Below are 21179 nucleotides of genomic sequence, written 5' to 3'. Positions count from 1 at the left end.
CGATGATCATCGACAAGGCCGAGGTCATCGTCACCAGTCCCGACCGCAACTTCGTGACACTGAAGCTCACGACCGACGACGGCCTGACCGGGTTGGGCGATGCGACGCTGAACGGCCGTGAGCTGGCGGTGGTCGCGTATCTGTCCGAGCATGTGGTGCCGCTGCTGGTCGGCCGAGACGCTGCGCAGATCGAGGACACGTGGCAGTTCCTGTACCGCTCGGCGTACTGGCGCCGCGGTCCGGTCACGATGGCCGCGATCGCCGCGGTCGACATGGCGCTGTGGGACATCAAGGGCAAAGCGGCCGGCATGCCCGTCTACCAGCTGCTGGGCGGGGCATCGCGGCGCGGGCTGCTGGCCTACGGGCACGCCTCGGGCAAAGACCTGCCCGAGCTGTTCGACAGCGTCCGTGCGCATCTCGCCCAGGGGTACCGCGCGATCCGGGTGCAGTCCGGTGTGCCCGGGCTGAAGGCGATCTACGGGATCGCCTCGCAGGGCGCCGATCAGGGGGAGCCGGGCGTGCGCTACGACCATGAGCCGGCCCGGCGCGGTGCCAAGCCCGTGGAAGAGGACTGGGACACCCGCGCGTATCTGCGGCACATGCCGACTGTGTTCGAGGCTGTGCGGGGCGAGTTCGGGCCGGAGATCCCCCTGCTGCACGACGGGCACCACCGGCTGACCCCGCTGCAGGCGGCGAAGTTGGGCAAGTCCCTGGAACCGTATGACCTGTTCTGGCTCGAGGACTGCACCCCGGCCGAGCACCAAGAGGCGCTGCGGCTGGTGCGCCGGCACACGACGACCCCGCTGGCGATCGGTGAGGTCTTCAACACGATCTGGGACTTCACTGACCTCATCCGCGACCAGCTCATCGACTACGTGCGCGGCGCGGTCACGCACATGGGCGGCATCTCGCCCTTGAAGAAGACGATCGACTACGCGGCGATGTACCAGATCAAGTCCGGCTTCCATGGGCCGACCGACATCTCGCCGGTCGGCATGGCCGCGCAGATGCATGTGGGCATGGCGATCCACAATTTCGGCATCCAGGAGTACATGCAGCACGGGCCCAGGACGAATGCCGTCTTCGAGCAGTCGTTCACCTGGAGCGATGGGATGCTGCATCCGGGCGACGAGCCCGGCCTGGGCGTCCAGCTGAACACGGACGAAGCAGGCAAGTACCCGTACGAGCAGGCGTACCTGCCGTACAACCGACTCGCCGACGGCACCGTGCATGATTGGTGATCCGCTGCCGCCGATCGTCGTGATGGGAGTGTCCGCGTCGGGCAAGAGCTCGGTGGGCACCGCCCTCGCCGCCAGGCTCGGCGTCCCGTTCGTCGACGGGGATGATCTGCATCCGCGGGCGAACGTCGTCAAGATGGCGTCGGGAGTGCCTCTCGTCGACGAAGATCGATGGCCGTGGTTGGATGCCGTCGCCGACCGTCTCGCGCAGGGCGCCGTCGTGGTCGCATGCTCTGCGCTGAAGCGCGCCTACCGCGATCGCCTGCGCACGCGTGCGCCGCACACGGTGTTCGTGCATCTGGCCGGCAGTGCCGACGTGCTCGAGCGGCGAATCGGAAGCCGTCCGGGGCATTTCATGCCGCCGAGCCTGCTGCAGTCCCAGCTCGACACGCTCGAGCCGCTCGGCCCGGACGAGACCGGCTTCGTCCTCGACTTCGCGCCGTCGCCCGCCGCCGTCGCCCAGGCCGCTCTCGAGCGTCTGGGTGCGGGCACGTCGGGTCCCGACGGTCTCTGACCGCGCTCACTCGAGGGTGCGCAGCGCCGCCCAGAGCTCGGCGCGGGCGGTGAACGAACCGAGGTCGACCCGCAGCAGCTGCTCGGCCTGCGCGATGCGGGCCCGCAGCGTGTGGCGGTGGATGCCGAGGCTTTCGGCCGCGATGTCGAAGCGGGCGTCGTGCTCGAGCCACGCTCGGGTCGAGGCCACCAGGGCGGTGCCGGCGGACTCGTCGTGATCCAGCAGCGAGGCCAGGGCGGCATGCGCGAGGGCGCGTCCCGCGTCTGAATCCAGTGCGCTGAGAACGCCGGCGGCCGCCACCTCGGCGAACCGCGAGACGGGTCCGTTGCCGCGCTGCAGGGCGAGGATCGCCTCGTCGGTCGCGCGCGGCAGCTCGGTGTAGGTCGCCGGATCGGACACGCCGAGCCGCACGCCGAAGCGGCGCGCGAGTTCACCCACGACGCGGTCCGCACGCGCGGGCACCACCAGCAGCACGCCGCGATCATGCCGGCCGAAGAACAGTTCGCCGCCGCGCTCGTGCGCGCGAAGCTCGAGCCATTCGGTGACGTCGTCGTGCCGGGCTTCGGCATCCGCCATCGCCACCAGCACGGGGGCGCCCGGCAGTCCGCCCCACATGTCGCGCGCGACGCGGCGGGCCAGCGTCGGGTCCTCGGCCAGCAGCGACTGCACGACCCCCGCACGCAGCAGCGACCGGGCCCGGGCCAGGCCCTGGTTCTGCTCGAGGGCGAGGCCGGCCATCGCGATCACCGAGGTGACGAGGTCGCGGCTCTCCTGGTCCAGCGATCCTGCGGCGATCGCGATCACACCGCGCAGGTGACCACCCCGGCCGAGGGTCTGCAGCGTGAACGGCACCTCGCCCACGTGCAGCGACGAACCGGCGCGCACACCCCGGCGCAGCACCGCCGAGACCTCTGCGGTCACGGTCGCCGCCTCCTCCGGGTCCAGCGCGCCGGCGGGGTGTTCGCGCGAGAGGACTCCGGCGGCGTCGAACAGCCCGACCCAGGCATCCAGCTGTCGCGACAGCTCGGCGATCGTGGCCGACAACCCATCGGGGCGCAGAGCGGCGAGGGCTATCGCGCGCTGTGCGGCAAGGGCCCAGGACCGCCGCGCGTAAGCCTGCGCGGCGATCGCTTCGGCGTTGGCGCGCGCGATCGCGATGAACGGCGTGCGATAGGGCACCTCGAACAGCGGCATGCGGTGCGCGCGGCACGCGTCCAGCAGCTGCGGGGGAATGCCCTCGCGTGCCACCTCGGTGCCGAACCCCAGGGCGTGCACACCGCGGCGCTGCAGCCGCGCGACATACGCATCGTAGTCGGTGGAGGCGTCGGAGAACTGGATGCCGGTGGTCAGCAGCGCCAGTCCGTCTGAGAGGAACGGAGTCGGGTCGACGAGGTCCGAGGTGTGCACCCACCGCACCGGGCGATCCAGTGCACCCGGGTCGAGGTCGGTTTCGTCCAGGGCCAGCCGCAGGTGCAGATCGGCGCGATCCAGCAGTGTGCGCACCGTCGCGGCATCCGTCTGCGCCACCTGGCTCATGCCGATACCTCCTTGGACGCGGCGTACATAATTCCTTTGAGAATCTACCTCACGGCGAGTGCACCGGGGGACGTGCGCGCTTACGCTCACCGGTATGAGCAATGCTGCTGTCATCACCCCCGTCGGCGGACCCACCCTCGCGCAGGAGCGTCGTCTGGTCACCGCCATCCCCGGTCCCCGCTCGCAGGAGCTGCTGGATCGCAAGGCCTCCTCCGTCGCCGCGGGCGTCGGGCACACCGCACCGATCGCGGCGGTCGCCGCCGGTGGCGGCGTCGTCGTCGATGCGGACGGCAACTCCCTGATCGACCTGGGCAGCGGCATCGCCGTGACCACCGTGGGCAATGCGCACCCCAAGGTCGTCGCGGCCGTGCAGGCGCAGGTCGCCCAGTTCACGCACACATGCTTCATGGTCTCGCCGTACGAGTCGTACGTCGCCGTCGCCGAGACGCTGAACCGGCTGACCCCCGGCGACTTCCCGAAGAAGTCGGCGCTGTTCAACTCGGGTGCCGAAGCCGTCGAGAACGCCGTCAAGATCGCCCGCAAGTACACCGGTCGCCCGGCCGTCGTCGCCTTCGACCACGCATACCACGGCCGCACGAACCTCACGATGGCCCTCACCGCCAAGGCGATGCCGTACAAGAGCGGGTTCGGCCCATTCGCCTCCGACATCTACCGCGCCCCGATGTCCTACCCCTTCCACGACAAGCTCACCGGGCCAGAAGCTGCTGCACGCGCCATCTCGATGATCGAGAAGCAGGTCGGCGCAGACAACGTGGCGGCCGTGATCATCGAGCCCATCCAAGGAGAGGGTGGCTTCATCGTCCCCGCCGACGGATTCCTGCCGGCGATCGTGGACTGGTGCCACGCGAACGGCGTGGTATTCATCGCCGACGAGGTGCAGGCGGGTCTGGCCCGTGCGGGCGCGATGTTCGCAAGCGAGCTGTTCGGCATCGTGCCCGACATGGTCACCACAGCCAAGGGCATCGCCGGAGGCATGCCGCTGTCGGGCGTGACCGGCCGCGCCGAGATCATGGATGCCGCCCACACGGGGGGCCTCGGCGGCACATACGGCGGCAACCCCGTCGTGTGCGCCGCGGCCTTGGCGGCGCTGGATGTCATCGAGCACGACGGCATGATCGAGCGCGCGCAGCAGATCGGCGAGATCCTGCTGGGCCGTCTGCGCGCACTGCAGGCGGGCGACCCGCGCATCGGCGACGTGCGCGGCGCGGGCGCCATGATCGCGGCCGAGTTCGTCGATCCGGCAACCGGCGAGCCCGATGCGGCGCTGACTGCCGCGGTCGCCAAGGAGTGCATCGCGCAGGGAGTGATCGTGCTCACATGCGGCACGTACGGCAACGTCATCCGATTCCTGCCGCCGCTGTCGATCGGCGACGAGCTGCTGAACGAAGGGCTCGAGGTCGTGGCATCCGTCCTCGCCGCCCACTGACGTGCGATCCGCAATGAACGAGAACAGCGAACAGGAGCAGCAAGTGACCGAGATCACCCGAGACGTCGTCGTCATCGGCGCCGGCGCGGCCGGCACCACCGCCGCGAACGAACTGAAGAAGGCCGGCCTGTCGGTCGCCGTGCTCGAAGCACGCGGCCGCGTGGGCGGACGCGTGTGGACCGACACGATCGACGGCGCGATGCTCGAGCTCGGCGGCCAGTGGGTCTCACCCGACCAGGACGCGCTGCAAGAGACCATCGCCGATCTGGGCCTGGAGACCTTCGATCGCTACCGCGACGGCGACTCGGTCTACATCGGCCCCGATGGGCGACTGACCCGCTTCACCGGCGAGATCTTCCCCGTGGGGCCCGAGACCGAGAAGATCATGATCGAGCTGATCGACAGGCTCGACGCCATGGTCGCGCAGGTCGATCCCGACCGGCCGTGGCAGTCGCCGGATGCCGCGGCGCTGGACAAGATCTCGTTCGAGGCGTGGCTGCACACCCAGACCGACGACCAGGAGGCGATCGACAACATCGCCCTGTTCATCGCCGGCGCCATGCTCACCAAGCCGGCGCACGCGTTCTCGACGCTGCAGGCGCTGCTGATGGCCGCCAGCGCCGGCAGCTTCTCGCACCTGGTCGATGCGGACTTCATCCTCGACAAGCGGGTCGTCGGCGGCCTGCAGCAGGTGCCGCAGCTGCTGGCCGAGCGCCTGGGGGACGACGTGTTCCTGCAGCAGCCCGTGCGATTCATCGAGTGGACCGACGACGGCGTCATCGTGCGTGCCGACGGGATGACCGTCAACGCCCGCTACGCGATCCTGGCCCATGCGCCGGTGCTGTACGAGCGCATCTCGTTCGCGCCGCCGCTGCCGCGCCGCCAGCAGCAGCTGCACCAGCACCTGTCGATGGGCTTCGTGATCAAGGTGCACGCGGTCTACGACCGCCCGTTCTGGCGCGAGCAGGGCCTGTCGGGCACCGCGTTCAGCCCCTACGAGCTCACGCACGAGGCGTATGACAACTCGAACCACGGCGACGAGCGCGGCACCCTCGTCGGCTTCGTCTCGGACCGGCACGCCGACGACGTGTTCGCGCTGCCGGCCGCCGAGCGCCGCGAACGCATCCTCGAGTCGCTGTCGCACTATTACGGGCCCGAGGCCAAGAACCCCGTCGTCTACTACGAGAGCGACTGGGGCACCGAGGAATGGACGCGCGGCGCCTACGCCGCAAGCTTCGACCTGGGCGGGCTCGAGCGTTACGGCGCCGACCTGCGCACCCCGGTCGGTCCGATCCACTTCGCGTGCAGCGACGTGGCCGGCGCCGGCTACCAGCACGTGGACGGCGCGATCCGCATGGGCCGCGCCGCCGCGGCCGCGATCATCGAGCGCGTCCGACCCTGAGGCGATCCGAGCCCATCGAGGCCGATCCGTCGAATACTGAAACTGACATCTCTGACCGAGGAGGAGAGCGCATGAGCGCCGAGCAGGAATCCGAACTGATGCAGCGCGTGCCCACCGGCTTGTTCATCGGCGGCGAGTGGGTCCAAGCCGAAGGCGGCAAGACCTTCGACGTGCACGATCCCAGCACGAACCGCGTCATCCGCACGATCGCCGACGCCTCACCGGCCGATGGCGTGCGCGCCCTGGATGCGGCCGTGGCCGCGCAGGACGGGTGGGCAGCCACCCCGCCGCGCACCCGCAGCGACATCCTGCGCCGCGCGTACGACCTCGTGCAGCAGCACAAAGAGGACCTCGCACTGCTGATGACCCTCGAGATGGGCAAGCCGCTGGCCGAATCGCGCGGCGAGGTGACGTACGGCGGTGAGTTCCTGCGCTGGTTCAGCGAAGAGGCCGTGCGCATCAACGGCCGTTACGGACTGAACCCGGAGGGCACGGGACGCATGGTCGTCTCACAGCGCCCGGTGGGTCCGTCGTTCTTCATCACGCCGTGGAACTTCCCGTTCGCGATGGCCACCCGCAAGATCGCCCCGGCCCTGGCCGCCGGCTGCACCGTGGTGGTCAAGCCCGCGCAGCTGACGCCTCTGACCACGATGTTCTTCGCGCAGCTGCTCGAAGAGGCAGGCCTTCCCGCCGGTGTGGTCAACATCGTGTCCACGACCACCTCGAGCAAGGTGTCGGGCCCGATCATCGCCGACCCTCGGTTGCGCAAGCTCTCCTTCACCGGCTCCACCCCGGTGGGCCGCCGGCTGATCGCCGACGCCGCGCAGAACGTGCTGCGGGTCTCGATGGAGCTGGGCGGAAATGCGCCGTTCGTCGTGTTCGAGGACGCCGACCTCGACAAGGCGGTCGAGGGCGCCCTCATCGCCAAGTTCCGCAACATCGGCCAGGCGTGCACTGCGGCCAACAGGTTCATCGTGCACGAAGCCGTGGCCGCCGAGTTCGCCGACCGCGTCACGGCCCGGGTCGATGAGATGCGGGTCGGGCGCGGCACCGACGACGGCGTCACGATCGGCCCCCTGATCGACGCCGATGCCGTCGCGAAGGCCGACGAACTGGTCAAGGATGCCGTCACCCGCGGTGCGACCGTGCGCACGGGCGGCAACGCCATAGCCTCCGACGGCACGTTCTTCGAGCCCACCGTCATCAGCGACGTGCAGGCCGGCAGCGACATCCTGCGCGAGGAGATCTTCGGACCCGTGCTGGCGATCGCGACCTTCCGCGACGAAGACGAGGCGGTGGCTCTGGCCAACGCCACCGAGTACGGCCTGGTCTCGTACGTGTTCACGCAGGACCTCGCCCGCGGTCACCGGATGATCGACCGCCTCGAGTCGGGCATGATGGGCCTGAACGTCGGGGTCGTCTCCAACGCCGCCGCCCCGTTCGGCGGTGTCAAGCAGTCCGGCATGGGACGCGAGGGCGGGCCCGAAGGCATCCACGAGTACCTGTCCACCAAGTACACACTCATTCCCGTCGAATGACGCCCCGCAGGTCGTGCGACCTGCCGACAGAGAGGACCGGAGATGACCGACTACGCCGTCGTCAATCCCGCCACCGGCCAGACCCTGGCCACATATGACACCTTCACCGACGCGCAGATCGACGAGGCGGTGACCGCGGCTGCGACCGCGTTCGCCACGTGGTCGCAGACCCCCGTCGCCGAGCGGGCGGCCGTCGTGCGCCGCATCGCCGAGCTGCACCGTGAGCGGCGCGACGAGCTCGCCGCGATCATCGTGCGCGAGATGGGCAAGCCGATCGCCGCGGCGGTCGGAGAGGTCGACTTCGCCGCCGACATCATCGAGTTCTACGCCGACAACGCCGAGAAGATCACGGCCGACAAGCCGATCGACATCCTCGGTGAGGGCACCGCCGTCGTGCGCCGCTCGCCGCTGGGTGCGCTCTTGGGCATCATGCCGTGGAACTTCCCCGCCTATCAGGTGGCCCGTTTCGCCGCACCCAACCTGGTGCTGGGCAACACCATCCTGCTCAAGCACGCACCGCAGTGCCCCGAGTCGGCGGCGCTGCTGGAGCGCATCTACGAGGATGCGGGGCTGCCGGCCGGCGGGTACGTGAACGTGTACGCGTCCAACGAGCAGGCGGCGGCGATCATCGCCGATCCGCGGGTGCAGGGTGTGTCGGTGACCGGCTCGGAGCGCGCCGGCGCCGCCGTGGCCGAGGTCGCCGGCCGCAACCTCAAGAAGGTCGCCCTCGAGCTGGGCGGCTCGGATCCGTTCATCCTGCTGTCCACAAACGACCTGGACGGCACGGTGCAGGCGGCCGTGGATGCGCGGCTGGACAACAACGGGCAGTCCTGCAACGGGGCCAAGCGCTTCATCGTCGCCGACGGTCTGTACGACGCGTTCGTGGAGAAGTTCACCGCGGCCATGGCGGCGGTGACCGCCGCCGACCCGACCGCCGAGGACACGATCCTCGGGCCTCTCTCCTCGGAGGCGGCAGCCGAGCGGCTGCAGGCCCAGATCGACACCGCCGTCGCCCAGGGCGCGACGGTGCTCACCGGCGGCACCCGCGAGGGCACCTTCTTCGCCCCGACGGTGCTGGCCGACGTCACCTCGGCGATGGACGTGTACCGCGAAGAGCTGTTCGGCCCCGCCGCGGTGGTCTATCGGGTCGCGGGGGAGGACGAGGCCGTGGCCCTGGCCAACGACACCTCGTACGGTCTCGGCTCGTACGTGTTCACCACCGACGCCGCCCAGGCCGAGCGTGTGGCCGACGGCATCCAGGCCGGCATGGTCTATGTGAACCTCGTGCTGGCCGACAGTCCCGAGCTGCCCTTCGGCGGCGTCAAACGCAGCGGCACCTCGCGCGAGCTCGGCCTGCTGGCTGCTGACGAGTTCGTCAACAAGAAGCTCGTGCGCATCGGCGCATAGCGAAGAGGCGACACGGCGCCATCCCGCCGCACAGATGACAGGATGGAAGCATGGACGAGGTGGATGCCGTCGTCACTCTCGACGAGGACCAGTGCTGGGACCAGTTGCGCACACAGGTGGTCGGTCGGCTGGTCACGCGCGTCGGCGAGCGGATCGACATTTTTCCGGTCAATTACGTCGTCGATGAGCGCACGGTCCTGTTCCGTACGGCCGAGGGCGGCAAGCTGTTCGGACTGACGGTGAACGATCAGGTGCTGTTCGAGGCCGACGGTCACACGGACGCCGACGCGTGGAGCGTGGTGGTGCGGGGCAGTGCCGAGCGGCTGGATACCGCAGCCGAGGTGGAACGCGCGGACGGGCTGGGCCTTCGGCCCTGGATACCCACGATGAAACGCAACTATGTGCGCGTGATTCCATCGACGCTGACCGGTCGCGCCTTCGGTCGTGCCCCCGAGCCGGACCGCGACGGCGTACAGCAGTACTGACCGGCTCGGTTCGCGACCCGGCGGGGCATGCCCTACACTGGAAGGGCAGTTGAAGTCTGCATTCTTTCGCCGTGCCCGCCGGTCGGGACGCGATCCTCACCCTCATGACACTGTGACAGAATGACGACTTCCCCTCGAGGCTTCCGGGCCTCTAGGGCGGTAGCTCAATTGGCAGAGCAGCGGTCTCCAAAACCGCAGGTTGCAGGTTCGATTCCTGTCCGCCCTGCGCGTCAGCGGCTTGCTGGCACACAGAAGACGATTCAGGTGGAGTCGATGGTCCAGGACGAGCCGAACGGCGAGGTCGTCGCCGCGAACGACCGGCCGCGCGAGAAGAAGCCCAACATCTTCCAGCGCATTGCCATCTTCGTCCGCCAGGTCTTCGCCGAACTGCGCAAGGTCGTCACGCCGACGCGGCAGGAGCTGGTCAAGTACACCATCGTGGTGCTCGGCTTCGTCGTGGTGATGATGGCCATCGTCTATGGGCTGGACGTCCTGTTCGTCTGGCTGACGACGTGGGTGTTCGGCTCGCCGGCCTCGTGACGCCCTTCGCGCGCACGCACCGGCTCACAGGAACGGAAGAGAACGCAAGTGTCTGAGAGATATGCCGACGACGTCGACTGGGCGACGGCAGCCGAGCAGTCCAGCGAGGACGACGAGGCGCAGGAGGGCAACGTCCTCGAGGCTGAAGAAGACGCGGTCCAGGCCGCCGAGCAGCGCGCCCTGCACGTCGAGGACGACGAGTCCGACGACGACGAATCAGACACCGATGACGACTCTTATGACATCGAAGACCCGGAGGCGGACGCGATCGTGAACGACGCACTGCACATCGACCAGACCGCTGAAGCCGAGGCTGCGGCCGAGGTCCTCAGCGACGACGCCGCGGAGGATGCCGCGCAGCGCGCGGCGTCGGAGGCGGATGAGGTCGCACCCTACGACGGCCCCGACGTCAACGGCGAAGAGGATCGCCCGGTGCTCGACGAGGACTTCGTCGCCGAGGTGGATGCCGCCGCCGCCGTGGTCGACGAGGCTGAAGAGGCCGAGGAAGCCGATGAGGCCGAGCGGGTCGACGAGGCCGAGCAGGCTGACGACGCCGAGACTGACGAGGACGCCGACGAGTCCGAAGAGGACCCGTACGAGGCGTTCCGCGCCGAACTGCGGTCGCTGCCGGGCAAGTGGTACGTCATCCACTCCTACGCCGGCTTCGAGCGCAAGGTGAAGGCCAACATCGAGCAGCGCAAATCGACGCTCGAGGTCGAAGAGGACATCTATCAGGTCGAGGTCCCGATGGAGGACGTCGTCGAGATCAAGAACGGGCAGCGCAAGATGGTCACGCACGTCCGGATCCCCGGCTACGTGCTCGTGCGCATGGAGCTGAACGAAGACACCTGGTCGGTCGTGCGGCACACGCCGGGCGTGACCGGGTTCGTGGGCAACGCGCACAACCCGACGCCGCTGCGCTTCGAAGAGGCCTTCACGATGCTGAAGTCCCTGGTCGAGGTGCGCGAGGTCGCAACGCCCAAGGCAGGAGCGGCGAAGTCCGGCCAGACGGCGGCCCGCGTCATCCCCGCCGAGGTCGACTTCGAGGTCGGCGAGACCATCACGATCAAGGAAGGCTCGTTCGCGGGCCTGCCCGGCACGATCAGCGAGATCCAGCCGGCCAGCGGCAAGCTGACGGTCCTCGTCTCGCTGTTCGAGCGCGAGACCCCGGTCGAGCTGAGCTTCGACCAGGTCACCAAGATGATGTGACGCGCGCAGCGCGTCTCACAGACACCGCACCCCGGAACGGCCGGGTCTGCGGGAGAACGGATGCTGCGGCATCCGATTCGTTGAAAGGAAGAACAGATGGCACCGAAGAAGAAGGTGACCGGCCTGATCAAGCTTCAGATCAAAGCCGGCGCCGCCAACCCGGCGCCGCCGATCGGGCCCGCGCTCGGTCAGCATGGCGTCAACATCATGGAGTTCTGCAAGGCGTACAACGCCGCGACCGAGTCGCAGCGCGGCAACGTCATCCCCGTGGAGATCACCGTCTACGAGGACCGCAGCTTCACCTTCATCCTGAAGACTCCGCCGGCTGCTGAGCTGATCAAGAAGGCCGCGGGCGTTGCGAAGGGTTCGAAGACCCCGCACACCGACAAGGTGGGCAAGCTCACCAAGGCGCAGGTCCGCGAGATCGCCGAGACCAAGCAGCCCGACCTGAACGCGAACGACATCGAGGCCGCGTCCAAGATCATCGCCGGCACCGCCCGTTCCATGGGCATCACGGTCGAGGACTGAGGGGAGTACGACAATGGCTACCAAGTCCAAGGCTTACAAGGCTGCCAGCTCGAAGATCGAGGCTGACAAGTTCTACACCCCGACCGAGGCAGTCGCCCTCGCGAAGGACACCGGGTCGAAGAAGTTCGACTCGACCGTCGAGGTCGCCCTCAAGCTCGCGGTCGACCCGCGCAAGGCCGACCAGATGGTGCGCGGCACCGTCATGCTGCCGCACGGCACGGGCAAGACCGCCCGCGTCATCGTCTTCGCCAACGGTCCGGCCGCCGAGGCCGCCATCGCCGCCGGTGCGGACGAGGTCGGCAGCACCGAGCTGATCGAGAAGGTCGCCGCCGGCTGGACCGACTTCGACGCGGCCGTGGCCACGCCGGAGCTCATGGGCCAGGTCGGACGACTCGGCAAGGTGCTCGGCCCCCGCGGCCTGATGCCGAACCCGAAGACCGGCACGGTGACCCCCAACCCGGCCAAGGCCGTCGAGGAGATCAAGGGCGGCAAGATCGAGTTCCGCGTCGACAAGCACGCCAATGTGCACTTCATCGTCGGAAAGGCCTCGTTCACGGCCGACCAGCTCGACGAGAACCTGAAGGTCGCGCTCGAAGAGATCGTGCGCCTGAAGCCGGCAAGCTCGAAGGGCCGTTACATCCAGAAGGGTGCCGTGTCGACCACGTTCGGCCCCGGCATCCCGCTGGACGTCAACGCCATCTGAGTCTGACGCTCACCGAGAGGCTCCACCTTCGGGTGGGGCCTCTCGTGCGTTCGAGGCCGGTTGCCGCCCGGCGTAGGCTGGCGGCATGACCGGGGTGGTGGGGGTGCTGCTGGCTGCCGGCGCCGGCACGCGCATGGGTGCGCCGAAGGCGCTGGTGCGCGATGCCGCGTCCCGCCCGTGGGTGGTCACGGCGGCACGTGCACTCTCGGACGGCGGCTGCGATCCGGTGCTCGTGGTCGTGGGCGCGCGGTCGGATGAGGTGCGCGCGGCGCTGGTGGACGAAGACGTCGAGGTGATCGACGCGCCCGACTGGGCCACGGGCATGGGTGCATCGCTGCGGGCCGGTGTGCGCACGGCCGCCCACCTCGACGCCGATGCGGCGATCATCCACCTCGTCGACGTGCCGGACGTGGGCGCCGAGGTCGTGCGTCGGCTGTGCGCGCAGGCCGCACCGGACGTGCTGGCCCGCGCCGGCTACGGCCCGCGCACGCACGGCCATCCCGTGCTGATCGGCCGCGAGCACTGGGTCGGCGTGGCCGGCTCCGCCCACGGTGACAGCGGTGCACGCGCGTACTTCTGTGACCATCCCGTCACCGTCATCGAGTGCGCAGATCTGGCCGCAGGCGTCGACGTCGACCGCGTCGAAGACCTGCCGGTGGGCTCTGCGGTCCCTAAGCTGAGCGCATGAGCGCGTCCGCCCCACTGTCAGCCGCACCATCGGCTCTGGAGCTGCCCGACTCGCCCGAGGCCGTCGCCGAGGCGCTGGGCGAGGTCGGCTATCTGAGCGATACGGGCCTTTCGACGGTGACCTATCTCGCCCTCGCCCTGCAACGGCCGCTGCTGCTGGAGGGCGAACCGGGCACGGGCAAGACGGCGCTGGCAGAGGCGCTGGCGCTGACCTGCGGCATCCCGCTCATCCGGCTGCAGTGCTACGAAGGCATCGATGCCACCCAGGCGCTGTATGACTGGGACTTCACCCGGCAGATCCTGCACCTGCGGGCGGCAGAGGCCTCCGGTTCCGGCGCCGCGGCGCCCGAGGGCACCGCGGAGCTGGAGCGCTCGCTGTTCGACGAGCGTTTTCTGCTGGCCCGACCGATCCTGCGCGCGCTGAAAGAAAGCCCCGCCGTACTGCTGGTGGACGAGATCGACCGCGCCGACGACGAGTTCGAGGCGTTCCTGCTCGAGGTGCTCTCCACCAATCAGGTGACCATACCGGAGCTCGGCACGATCACCGCCGCCGTGCCGCCGATCGTGGTGCTGACCTCGAACCGCACCCGCGAGCTGCACGATGCGCTCAAGCGCCGCTGCCTGTACCACTGGATCGAGCATCCGGGCCTTGCCCGCGAAGTGCAGATCCTGCGCACCCGGCTGCCGGACGTCGACGCACAGCTGGCCGCGCAGGTGGCCGCCGTGATCGCCGAGCTGCGGCGCGGCGCCGACATGCACAAACCGCCCGGCGTGGCCGAATCGCTGGATTGGGCGCGGGCACTGCATCAGCTGGGCGCGCAGACGATCGACCTCGAATCGGCGGCGGCCACCATCGGCGCGATCTGCAAATACCGCGAAGACATCGAGCGCGTGCGCGCGACGCTCGACGTGCTGCTGACGACCTGAGGACGACGCGATGGATGCCGGGCTCCGCGCGATCGGTGACGGCGCCGCGCCGATCACGCCATCGGCGGCCATGATCGGGTTCACGCACGCGCTGCGCGAGGCGGGTCTTGCCTCCGGTCCCGATCGTGCGCAGCTGTTCACCGTGGCCACCGCACGGCTGGGGGCGGGCAGCCGCTCGCATGTGTACTGGGCGGGCCGGGCAACGCTCTGCGCGAGCCCGGCCGACATCGTCGTGTACGACAAGGCGTTCGCGCACTGGTTCGGTGCGCTGCCGGTGCGCGCCGGCGGCCGGCGGCCGGCAGCGAAGACCGTCATCCAGGCGAGCCTGGACGTGGGCTCCGGAGACGCTGCGGCAGGCGACGCGCGCCCTGTCGCGGTTCTGGCCAGTGCCGATGAGTCGCTGGGGCAGCGCGACATCGCGACCCTCTCGGCGGGGGAGCGTCGACGCCTTGCGGCGATGTTCGCAGAGCTGGAGGTGCGCCTGCCGCAGCGGCGCGGCATGCGTCGCCGCCCGGCCCGCGCGGGCGGGCTCGATGCCGCCGCGACCGTGCGCGAAATGCTGCGGCACGCGGGAGAACCTGTGCCGCCGCGCCGTCGCCGCCGCATCCCGAGGTCGCGCAGGATCGTGCTGCTCGTGGACGTGTCAGGGTCGATGGCACCCTACGCCGACAGCCTGCTGCGGCTTGCGCACCGCATCGTGCAGGCTGCTGCCCAGACCACCGAGGTGTTCACGATGGGTACGCGCCTGACCCGGGTGACCGGCGCGCTGCGCGCCCGCGACGCCGACACCGCGCTTCGCCTGGTCGGCCAGACGGTGCCGGACTGGTCGGGCGGCACGCGGCTGGGAGAGCAGGTGCGCGCCTTCATCGACCGCTGGGGACAGCGCGGCTTCGCCCGGTCGGCCGTGGTCGTCGTCGCCAGCGACGGGTGGGAAGTCGGCGACGCCGCGCTGCTGGGTTCTCAGATGGCTCGGCTGCATCTGCTCGCGCACTCCGTGCTGTGGGCAAACCCGCACCGGGGCAAGCCGGGGTATGCTCCGGTTCAAGCCGGGATTGCGGCGTCGCTCCCGTGGCTGGACGGCCTGGTCGCCGGACACTCCATGGCGGCGTTCGCGGAGCTGTTGGAGGTGATCGGCCGTGCGTGAGATCCTCGCTGATCTGCGCGAGAGCTGGCAGACGGGCCAGACCATCGGCGTGGGCACGGTCGTGCAGACGATCCGCTCGGCGCCGCGCCCGCCGGGCGCATCGATGATGGTGACCGAAGACGGCACGGTGTCGGGGTCGGTGTCGGGAGGGTGCGTCGAGGGCGCGCTGTATGAGCTGTGCCAGGAAGTCGCCGACTCCGGTGTGCCGGTTCTGCAGCGATACGGGTTCAGCGACGACGACGCTTTCGCCGTGGGCCTGACCTGCGGCGGCATCATCGACGTGTTCGTCGAGCCGGTGTCGCAGACCGCCTTCCCCGACTTCGACGACGTGGCCGCCGACATCGCCGCAGGCCGCCCGGTCGCGGTCGCCACCGTCATCGAGCATGCTGATCCCGCCTTCCTCGGGCGGCGCCTGGTGGTGCGCCCCGACCGCGTCACCGGGACGCTCGGCGTGGACCGCATCGACGAGGCGGTCGCCGACGATGTGCGCGGAGTGCTGGCGTCGGGGGCGACGAGCGTGCTCACGTACGGCCTTGCCGGTGAGCGCATGGAGAGCGGAATGCGCGTGTTCGCGGCATCCTTCCAACCGAAGCCACGGATGATCGTGTTCGGCGCGATCGACTTCGCCGCGGCGGTGGCACGTCAAGGAGCGCTGCTCGGATTCCATGTCACCGTCTGCGACGCGCGATCGGTGTTCGCGACCCGGGCGCGCTTCCCCGGCGCCGACGAGGTCATCGTGTCGTGGCCGCACACCTACCTGCAGGCAGAGGTGGATGCCGGGCGCATCGACACGCGCACGGTCATCTGCGTGCTCACCCACGACCCGAAGTTCGACGTGCCCGTGCTGCAGGTGGCCCTGCGGCTGCGCGGTGGGCAGGAGCCCGCGTTCATCGGGGCCATGGGATCGCGCAAGACGCACGAAGACCGTCTGGTGCGGCTCGAGGAAGCAGGGCTCGAACCCGACGATCTGTCGCGGCTGATCAGCCCGATCGGGTTGGACCTGGGCGGGCGCACCCCCGAAGAGACGGCGGTCTCGATCGCCGCGCAGATCATCGGGCGCCGCTGGGACGGGACGAACGTGCCGCTGAACGAGACTGGCCGGCGCGTGCACCAGGGCGCCGACGGCTGAGTGCTCGCCGCGGGCCGGGCCGTTGTCTGGACCCGGCGGCACTGCTATACAGAGAGAACACGACGACGTGTGAACGGATCGGAGATGTGCCATGGCGCGCAGGACAATCACCGTGACGGTGGACGGGACGACCTACACCGACGATGTCGAGCCGAGAATGCTGCTTGTGCAGTATCTGCGGGAGGTGCTCGGCAAGACCGGGACGCTGATCGGCTGCGACACCAGCAACTGCGGCGCCTGCACGGTGCATCTGGACGGAATGAGCGTCAAGAGCTGCACGATGCTGGCCGTGCAGGCCGACGGGCGAGAGGTCACCACGATCGAGGGGATCGCCGACGGCGACACGCTGCATCCCATGCAGCAGGCCTTCCACGAGCACCACGCTCTGCAGTGCGGCTTCTGCACACCCGGCATGATCATGGAGTCCATCGACCTGCTGAACGAGCATCCCGATCCCGACGAGCAGACGATCCGCGAAGGGCTGGAAGGCAACCTCTGTCGGTGCACGGGCTATCACAACATCGTGCGCGCGGTGCAGGCGGCCGCGCACGCCGACGCGGGGGAGAAGGCCACCGAGATGGTTGAGGAGCCGGCATGACCACCGCCGAGATCGGGGCCCCGCGCACCCGAAAAGAAGACCAGCGGCTGATCACCGGCCACAGCCGGTACACCGACAACATGGTGCTGGCCGGCATGCTGCACATCGCGCTGCTGCGCAGCCCCTTCGCCCACGCGAAGATCACGTCGTTGAACGTGGATGCCGCGCGCAGGGCACCGGGGGTCGTCTCGGTGCTGACCGGGCAGGATGTCGCCGCAGAGCAGGGCAGCATCCCGTCGGCGTGGCCGGTCACTCCCGACCAGAAGGCCGCACCGTACCTGCCGATCGCGATCGACCATGTCGCCTTCTCGGGCGAGATCGTCGCCTGCGTGATAGCGCGCACCGCGGCGCAGGCCCGCGACGCGCTGGATGAGATCGACGTCGACTACGAAGAGCTGCCGGTCGTGCTCGACCTCGAAGAGGCCTTCACCGACGAGGTGCTCGCCCAGCCCTCGCTGGGCACGAACCTGTCGGCGCGCTGGGTGTTCGACTCCGCCCAGGCCGGCACCGGCGGCGACGCCGAGAAGGCACTGGCCGACAGTGAGGTCGTGCTCGAGCGCACGTACTACCAGCAGCGGCTGATCCCGGCGTTCATGGAGCCGCGTTCCACGGTCGTGGACCCCACCGGCGATCAGCTCACGATGTGGTCGGCCACGCAGGTGCCGCACATCCTGAAGCTCATGCTGTCGCTGGCCCTCGGCATCCCGGAATCGAAAGTGCGGGTGATCGCGCCCGACGTGGGCGGAGGGTTCGGCGGCAAGCTGGCAGTGACGACCGAAGAGTTCATCACCGTGCTGGCGGCCCGCCACACCGGCAAGCCGTGCAAGTACACCGAGACCCGCACCGAATCGCTGATGGGCGCCCACCACGGCAGGGCCCAGGTGCAGCGCATCAAGGTCGGCGCGAAGCGCGACGGCACTGTCACGGCGCTCAGCGTGAACCTGCTGGCCGACATGGGCGCGTACCAGAGCCTGATCGGCGGCGGCATCCCGATCCTCGGGGCGTTCATGTTCAACGCGATCTACAAGTTCCCCGCATATCGGTTCGAATGCAACAACCTGTTCACGAACAAGGTCGTCACCGGCGCCTACCGCGGTGCGGGCCGCCCCGAGGCGACGTACGCGATTGAACGGGCGATGGACGATCTGGCGGCCGAGCTGGGCATGGACCCGATCGAGCTGCGGCGCAAGAACTGGATCCGGCACGAGGAGTTCCCGTTCACGACCGTCGCCGGCCTCGAGTATGACTCGGGCAACTACGAGGCGGCCACCGACAAGGCGCTGGAGATGTTCGGCTACGACGCGCTGCGGGCCGAGCAGAAGGAGCGTCGCGAGTCCGGGGACGTCGTGCAGCTGGGCATCGGCGTGTCCACCTACACCGAGATGTGCGGTCTCGCCCCCTCGCGCGTCCTGGGGTCGCTGGACTACGCCGCCGGCGGCTGGGAGCACGCGCAGGTGCGGATCCTGCCCACCGGTCAGGTCGAGGTGGTCACCGGCATCAGCCCGCACGGGCAGGGCCATGAGACCTCGTACAGCCAGATCGTCGCCGACCGGCTGGGCGTGGCCTTCGACGACGTCATCATCCTGCACGGCGACACGCAGGTGGCGCAGAAGGGCATGGACACGTATGGCTCGCGGTCACTGGTGGTCGGCGGCATGGCGGTGGTGGCCGCGGCCGACAAGGTGATCGAGAAGGCCAAGACGGTCGCCGCTCACCTGCTGGAGGCCAACCGCGACGACATCGAGTTCGCCGACGGACGGTTCGGTGTGAAGGGGACCGACGCGGGGATGACGCTCGCCGAGATCGCGTTCGCGACGTTCGCCGCGCACAACATGCCCGACGGGTTCGAACCGAGTCTGGACTCGGACGCGACGTTCGACCCGGTGAACTTCAACTTCCCGCACGGGACGCACCTGGCGGCCATCGAGGTCGACACCGAGACCGGTCGTGTGAAGCTGCGCAACTACGTGTGCGTCGACGACATCGGCAACGTCATCAACCCGCTGCTGGTGGACGGCCAGGTGCACGGCGGCCTCGCCCAGGGCATCTCGCAGGCGCTGTTCGAAGAGGCGGTGTACGACGACGCGGGCACGCTGGTGTCGGGGTCGTTCGTCGACTACCTGCTGCCCAGCGCCGCCGATCTGCCCTCGTTCACGACGGCGCGCACGGTCACCCCGGCCCTGACCAACGCCCTCGGAGTCAAGGGCGTGGGCGAGGCGGGGACCATCGCCTCGACGCCGGCCATCATCAACGGCATCGTCGACGCGCTGCGGCCGTACGGCGTCGGCGACATCCACATGCCCGCCACACCGGCGCGGGTCTGGCATGCCATCCAAGACGCGAGAGCCGATACCGGCTCACCGGCCGAGACGACGACGGGAGGTGCGTCATGATCCCCGTGGCGTTCGACTATGCGGCACCCACGACGCTCGACGAGGCGCTGGCAGCTCTCGCCGAGGCCGGCGACGACGGCAAGCTGCTGGCGGGCGGGCAGAGTCTGATCCCGGTGCTCAAGCTGCGGATGGCGGCGCCGTCGGTGCTCGTGGACCTCGGCCGGATCGACTCGTTGCGCGGCATCCGTGAAGACGGCGATGCGCTGGTGATCGGGGCGATGACCACGCACCACCAGGTCGCGAACGATCCGCTGGTCGCGCGCTTCGCGGGACTGATCACCCAGGCGGCGCGGGTGATCGCCGATCCGCAGGTCCGGCACCGCGGCACGTTCGGCGGCGCGCTCGTGCACGCCGACCCGGCAGCCGACCTGCCGGCGCCCACGCTGGCGCTGGACGCCGAGTTCGTCGTGGTCGGACCGGGAGGCACCCGCACGATCGCCGCCGCAGACTTCTTCGAGGACCTGTTCACGACCGCCGTGGGCGAGGACGAGATCCTCACCGAGGTGCGCATACCCAAACGCGAAGGATGGGGCACCCACCACGAGAAGTTCACCCGCACGGCGCAGCAGTGGCCGGTGGTCGGCGTCTCTGTGGCCGTCCGGGTGCAGGACGGAGCGATCGCCGAGGCCCGCATCGGCATGGCCAACATGGCGTCCGTTCCGGTGCGCGCCACCGCGACCGAAGCCGCTCTGGCCGGCATCGCCGTGGGCACCGACGTGGCCACCGAGGCCGCGATCGGTGCGGCGGTGGCCGGTGTCGCCGAGGGGACCAACCCGCCCGATGACGCGAACGGCGACCCCGCCTACCGCCGGCACCTGGCCGAAGTGCTCACCCGCAAGGCCGTTGTGGCCGCGATGATGGGGGCGGCCGGATGAAGCTCGAGCACCGCTTCGTCGTGCCTGCACCGCCCGAGGCGGTGTGGGAGGCACTGGACCACCTGGACGAGTACGCGCCCTGCTTGCCGGGGGCGGCGCTGACCGGTGTGGACGGTGACGAGTTCACCGGCACCGTGAAGGTCAAGCTCGGCCCGGTCTCGATGACCTACAGCGGCACGGGACGCTTCATCGAGCGCGACACCGGAGCAGGCCAGGTCGTGGTCGAAGCCAAGGGAAAAGACAAGCGCGGCAACGGCACCGCCGGGGCGACGGTCACCGCGCACATCGTGGCTGAGGGCGATGGCACCGCCATCGACATGGTCACCGACCTCTCCGTGACCGGCAAGCCGGCCCAGTTCGGGCGTGGAGTCATCCAGGACATCAGCGACAAGCTGCTCGGCCAGTTCGTCGAGTGCTTCTCGGCGAAGCTTGCTGCAGCCGCGTCGGGCGAGGATGCCGCGGGCGCGTCCGGCGGCGATGCGGCGGCGGTCGGCGACGACGGGACGAACCCCGCCGCCCCTGCCGCACCGGTCACCGCCGCCGGCGCGAAGAAGCCGTCCGCTCCGACGGCGGCGGAGCAGCCCGCCACCGCGGCGAAAGCGGGCGCGCCGGCGAGCACTCCCGCTCCAGCCGCCCGTCCGACTCCGCACCCGGTGCCGCCGGCGCCGGCTGCCGAGCTCGACCTCATGTCCACGGTCATGCCGGTCATCCTTCGGCGCTACGCGCCGGCGATCGCCTTCGCCGCGGGCCTGCTGCTCGGCCTGCTGCTGCGCCGTCGCTCCCGCTGACGCGACCTGCCCCTCGGCATCCGCGACTTGCCCCTCGGCATCCGCGGCCTGCCCCTCGGCGCCCGCGACCTGCCCCTCTGCACCCGCGACC

At 69.6% G+C, this 21179-nt stretch carries 20 protein-coding genes and 1 tRNA gene; 20 read left to right on the top strand and 1 reads right to left on the bottom strand.

Going from position 1 to position 21179, the window contains the following annotated elements:
* The first annotated feature begins 2 nt into the window (after positions 1–2).
* A complete protein-coding gene (manD, locus tag QU603_RS12290; protein WP_308494013.1) occupies positions 3–1241 on the top strand; it encodes a D-mannonate dehydratase ManD in 1239 nt (412 codons plus the stop codon).
* A complete protein-coding gene (locus tag QU603_RS12285; RefSeq protein WP_308491670.1) occupies positions 1231–1752 on the top strand; it encodes a gluconokinase in 522 nt (173 codons plus the stop codon). Before manD ends, QU603_RS12285 begins: the two co-directional genes overlap by 11 nt.
* Before the next feature lie 6 nt (positions 1753–1758).
* On the opposite strand, the gene QU603_RS12280 is transcribed toward QU603_RS12285, so the two are convergent.
* Positions 1759–3288 carry a PucR family transcriptional regulator gene (locus QU603_RS12280; protein WP_308491669.1) on the bottom strand — a complete coding sequence of 510 codons (1530 nt, stop codon included), beginning with the start codon at positions 3286–3288 and terminating at the stop codon, positions 1759–1761.
* Between the two features lie 94 nt (positions 3289–3382).
* Here QU603_RS12280 and gabT point away from each other — a divergent pair, with 94 nt between their 5' ends.
* The 18 genes from gabT (at position 3383) to QU603_RS12190 (ending at position 21088) form a co-directional block, all read left to right on the top strand.
* Complete coding sequence (gene gabT / locus QU603_RS12275; RefSeq protein ID WP_308491668.1) at positions 3383–4735, top strand: 4-aminobutyrate--2-oxoglutarate transaminase; 1353 nt, start codon at positions 3383–3385, stop codon at positions 4733–4735.
* Between the two features lie 43 nt (positions 4736–4778).
* A complete protein-coding gene (locus QU603_RS12270; protein WP_308491667.1) occupies positions 4779–6137 on the top strand; it encodes a flavin monoamine oxidase family protein in 1359 nt (452 codons plus the stop codon).
* A gap of 71 nt (positions 6138–6208) precedes the next feature.
* The gene (locus QU603_RS12265) at positions 6209–7675 is read left to right on the top strand and encodes an NAD-dependent succinate-semialdehyde dehydrogenase (protein WP_308491666.1); all 1467 of its coding nucleotides are present in this window, start codon (positions 6209–6211) and stop codon (positions 7673–7675) included.
* A gap of 42 nt (positions 7676–7717) precedes the next feature.
* Positions 7718–9082, top strand: coding sequence for an NAD-dependent succinate-semialdehyde dehydrogenase (locus tag QU603_RS12260; RefSeq protein WP_308491665.1), 1365 nt, complete (start codon positions 7718–7720; stop codon positions 9080–9082).
* 50 nt (positions 9083–9132) lie between these two features.
* Complete coding sequence (locus tag QU603_RS12255; RefSeq protein WP_308491664.1) at positions 9133–9567, top strand: pyridoxamine 5'-phosphate oxidase family protein; 435 nt, start codon at positions 9133–9135, stop codon at positions 9565–9567.
* 153 nt (positions 9568–9720) lie between these two features.
* Positions 9721–9793, top strand: a tRNA-Trp gene (locus QU603_RS12250).
* Between the two features lie 47 nt (positions 9794–9840).
* Positions 9841–10107 carry a preprotein translocase subunit SecE gene (gene secE, locus QU603_RS12245; protein ID WP_308491663.1) on the top strand — a complete coding sequence of 89 codons (267 nt, stop codon included), beginning with the start codon at positions 9841–9843 and terminating at the stop codon, positions 10105–10107.
* 48 nt (positions 10108–10155) lie between these two features.
* Positions 10156–11316 carry a transcription termination/antitermination protein NusG gene (gene nusG / locus QU603_RS12240; RefSeq protein ID WP_308491662.1) on the top strand — a complete coding sequence of 387 codons (1161 nt, stop codon included), beginning with the start codon at positions 10156–10158 and terminating at the stop codon, positions 11314–11316.
* A gap of 96 nt (positions 11317–11412) precedes the next feature.
* The gene (gene rplK, locus QU603_RS12235; RefSeq protein ID WP_308491661.1) at positions 11413–11844 is read left to right on the top strand and encodes a 50S ribosomal protein L11; all 432 of its coding nucleotides are present in this window, start codon (positions 11413–11415) and stop codon (positions 11842–11844) included.
* 13 nt (positions 11845–11857) lie between these two features.
* Complete coding sequence (gene rplA, locus QU603_RS12230) at positions 11858–12547, top strand: 50S ribosomal protein L1 (protein WP_308491660.1); 690 nt, start codon at positions 11858–11860, stop codon at positions 12545–12547.
* A gap of 85 nt (positions 12548–12632) precedes the next feature.
* Positions 12633–13235 carry a nucleotidyltransferase family protein gene (locus tag QU603_RS12225; RefSeq protein WP_308491659.1) on the top strand — a complete coding sequence of 201 codons (603 nt, stop codon included), beginning with the start codon at positions 12633–12635 and terminating at the stop codon, positions 13233–13235.
* Positions 13232–14161 (top strand): AAA family ATPase, encoded by a 930-nt coding sequence (locus QU603_RS12220; RefSeq protein WP_308491658.1) that lies wholly within the window; start codon positions 13232–13234, stop codon positions 14159–14161. Before QU603_RS12225 ends, QU603_RS12220 begins: the two co-directional genes overlap by 4 nt.
* Before the next feature lie 10 nt (positions 14162–14171).
* A complete protein-coding gene (locus QU603_RS12215) occupies positions 14172–15305 on the top strand; it encodes a vWA domain-containing protein (protein WP_308491657.1) in 1134 nt (377 codons plus the stop codon).
* Entirely contained in the window at positions 15298–16434 is a 1137-nt protein-coding gene (locus QU603_RS12210; protein WP_308491656.1) for an XdhC family protein, read from the top strand. The genes QU603_RS12215 and QU603_RS12210 overlap by 8 nt, the downstream gene beginning before the upstream one ends.
* A gap of 91 nt (positions 16435–16525) precedes the next feature.
* Positions 16526–17032, top strand: coding sequence for a (2Fe-2S)-binding protein (locus QU603_RS12205; protein ID WP_308491655.1), 507 nt, complete (start codon positions 16526–16528; stop codon positions 17030–17032).
* Complete coding sequence (locus QU603_RS12200; RefSeq protein ID WP_308491654.1) at positions 17029–19425, top strand: xanthine dehydrogenase family protein molybdopterin-binding subunit; 2397 nt, start codon at positions 17029–17031, stop codon at positions 19423–19425. The genes QU603_RS12205 and QU603_RS12200 overlap by 4 nt, the downstream gene beginning before the upstream one ends.
* Positions 19422–20300 carry an FAD binding domain-containing protein gene (locus QU603_RS12195; protein ID WP_308491653.1) on the top strand — a complete coding sequence of 293 codons (879 nt, stop codon included), beginning with the start codon at positions 19422–19424 and terminating at the stop codon, positions 20298–20300. Before QU603_RS12200 ends, QU603_RS12195 begins: the two co-directional genes overlap by 4 nt.
* Positions 20297–21088, top strand: a complete 792-nt coding sequence (locus tag QU603_RS12190) for an SRPBCC family protein (RefSeq protein ID WP_308491652.1) — start codon at positions 20297–20299, stop codon at positions 21086–21088. The genes QU603_RS12195 and QU603_RS12190 overlap by 4 nt, the downstream gene beginning before the upstream one ends.
* The last annotated feature ends 91 nt before the right edge of the window (positions 21089–21179 follow it).

Origin of the sequence: Microbacterium terrisoli (genome assembly GCF_030866805.1) — a bacterium.
Classification (GTDB): Bacteria; Actinomycetota; Actinomycetes; order Actinomycetales; family Microbacteriaceae; genus Microbacterium; species Microbacterium terrisoli.
This window is presented reverse-complemented; position numbering and strand designations above follow the sequence as displayed.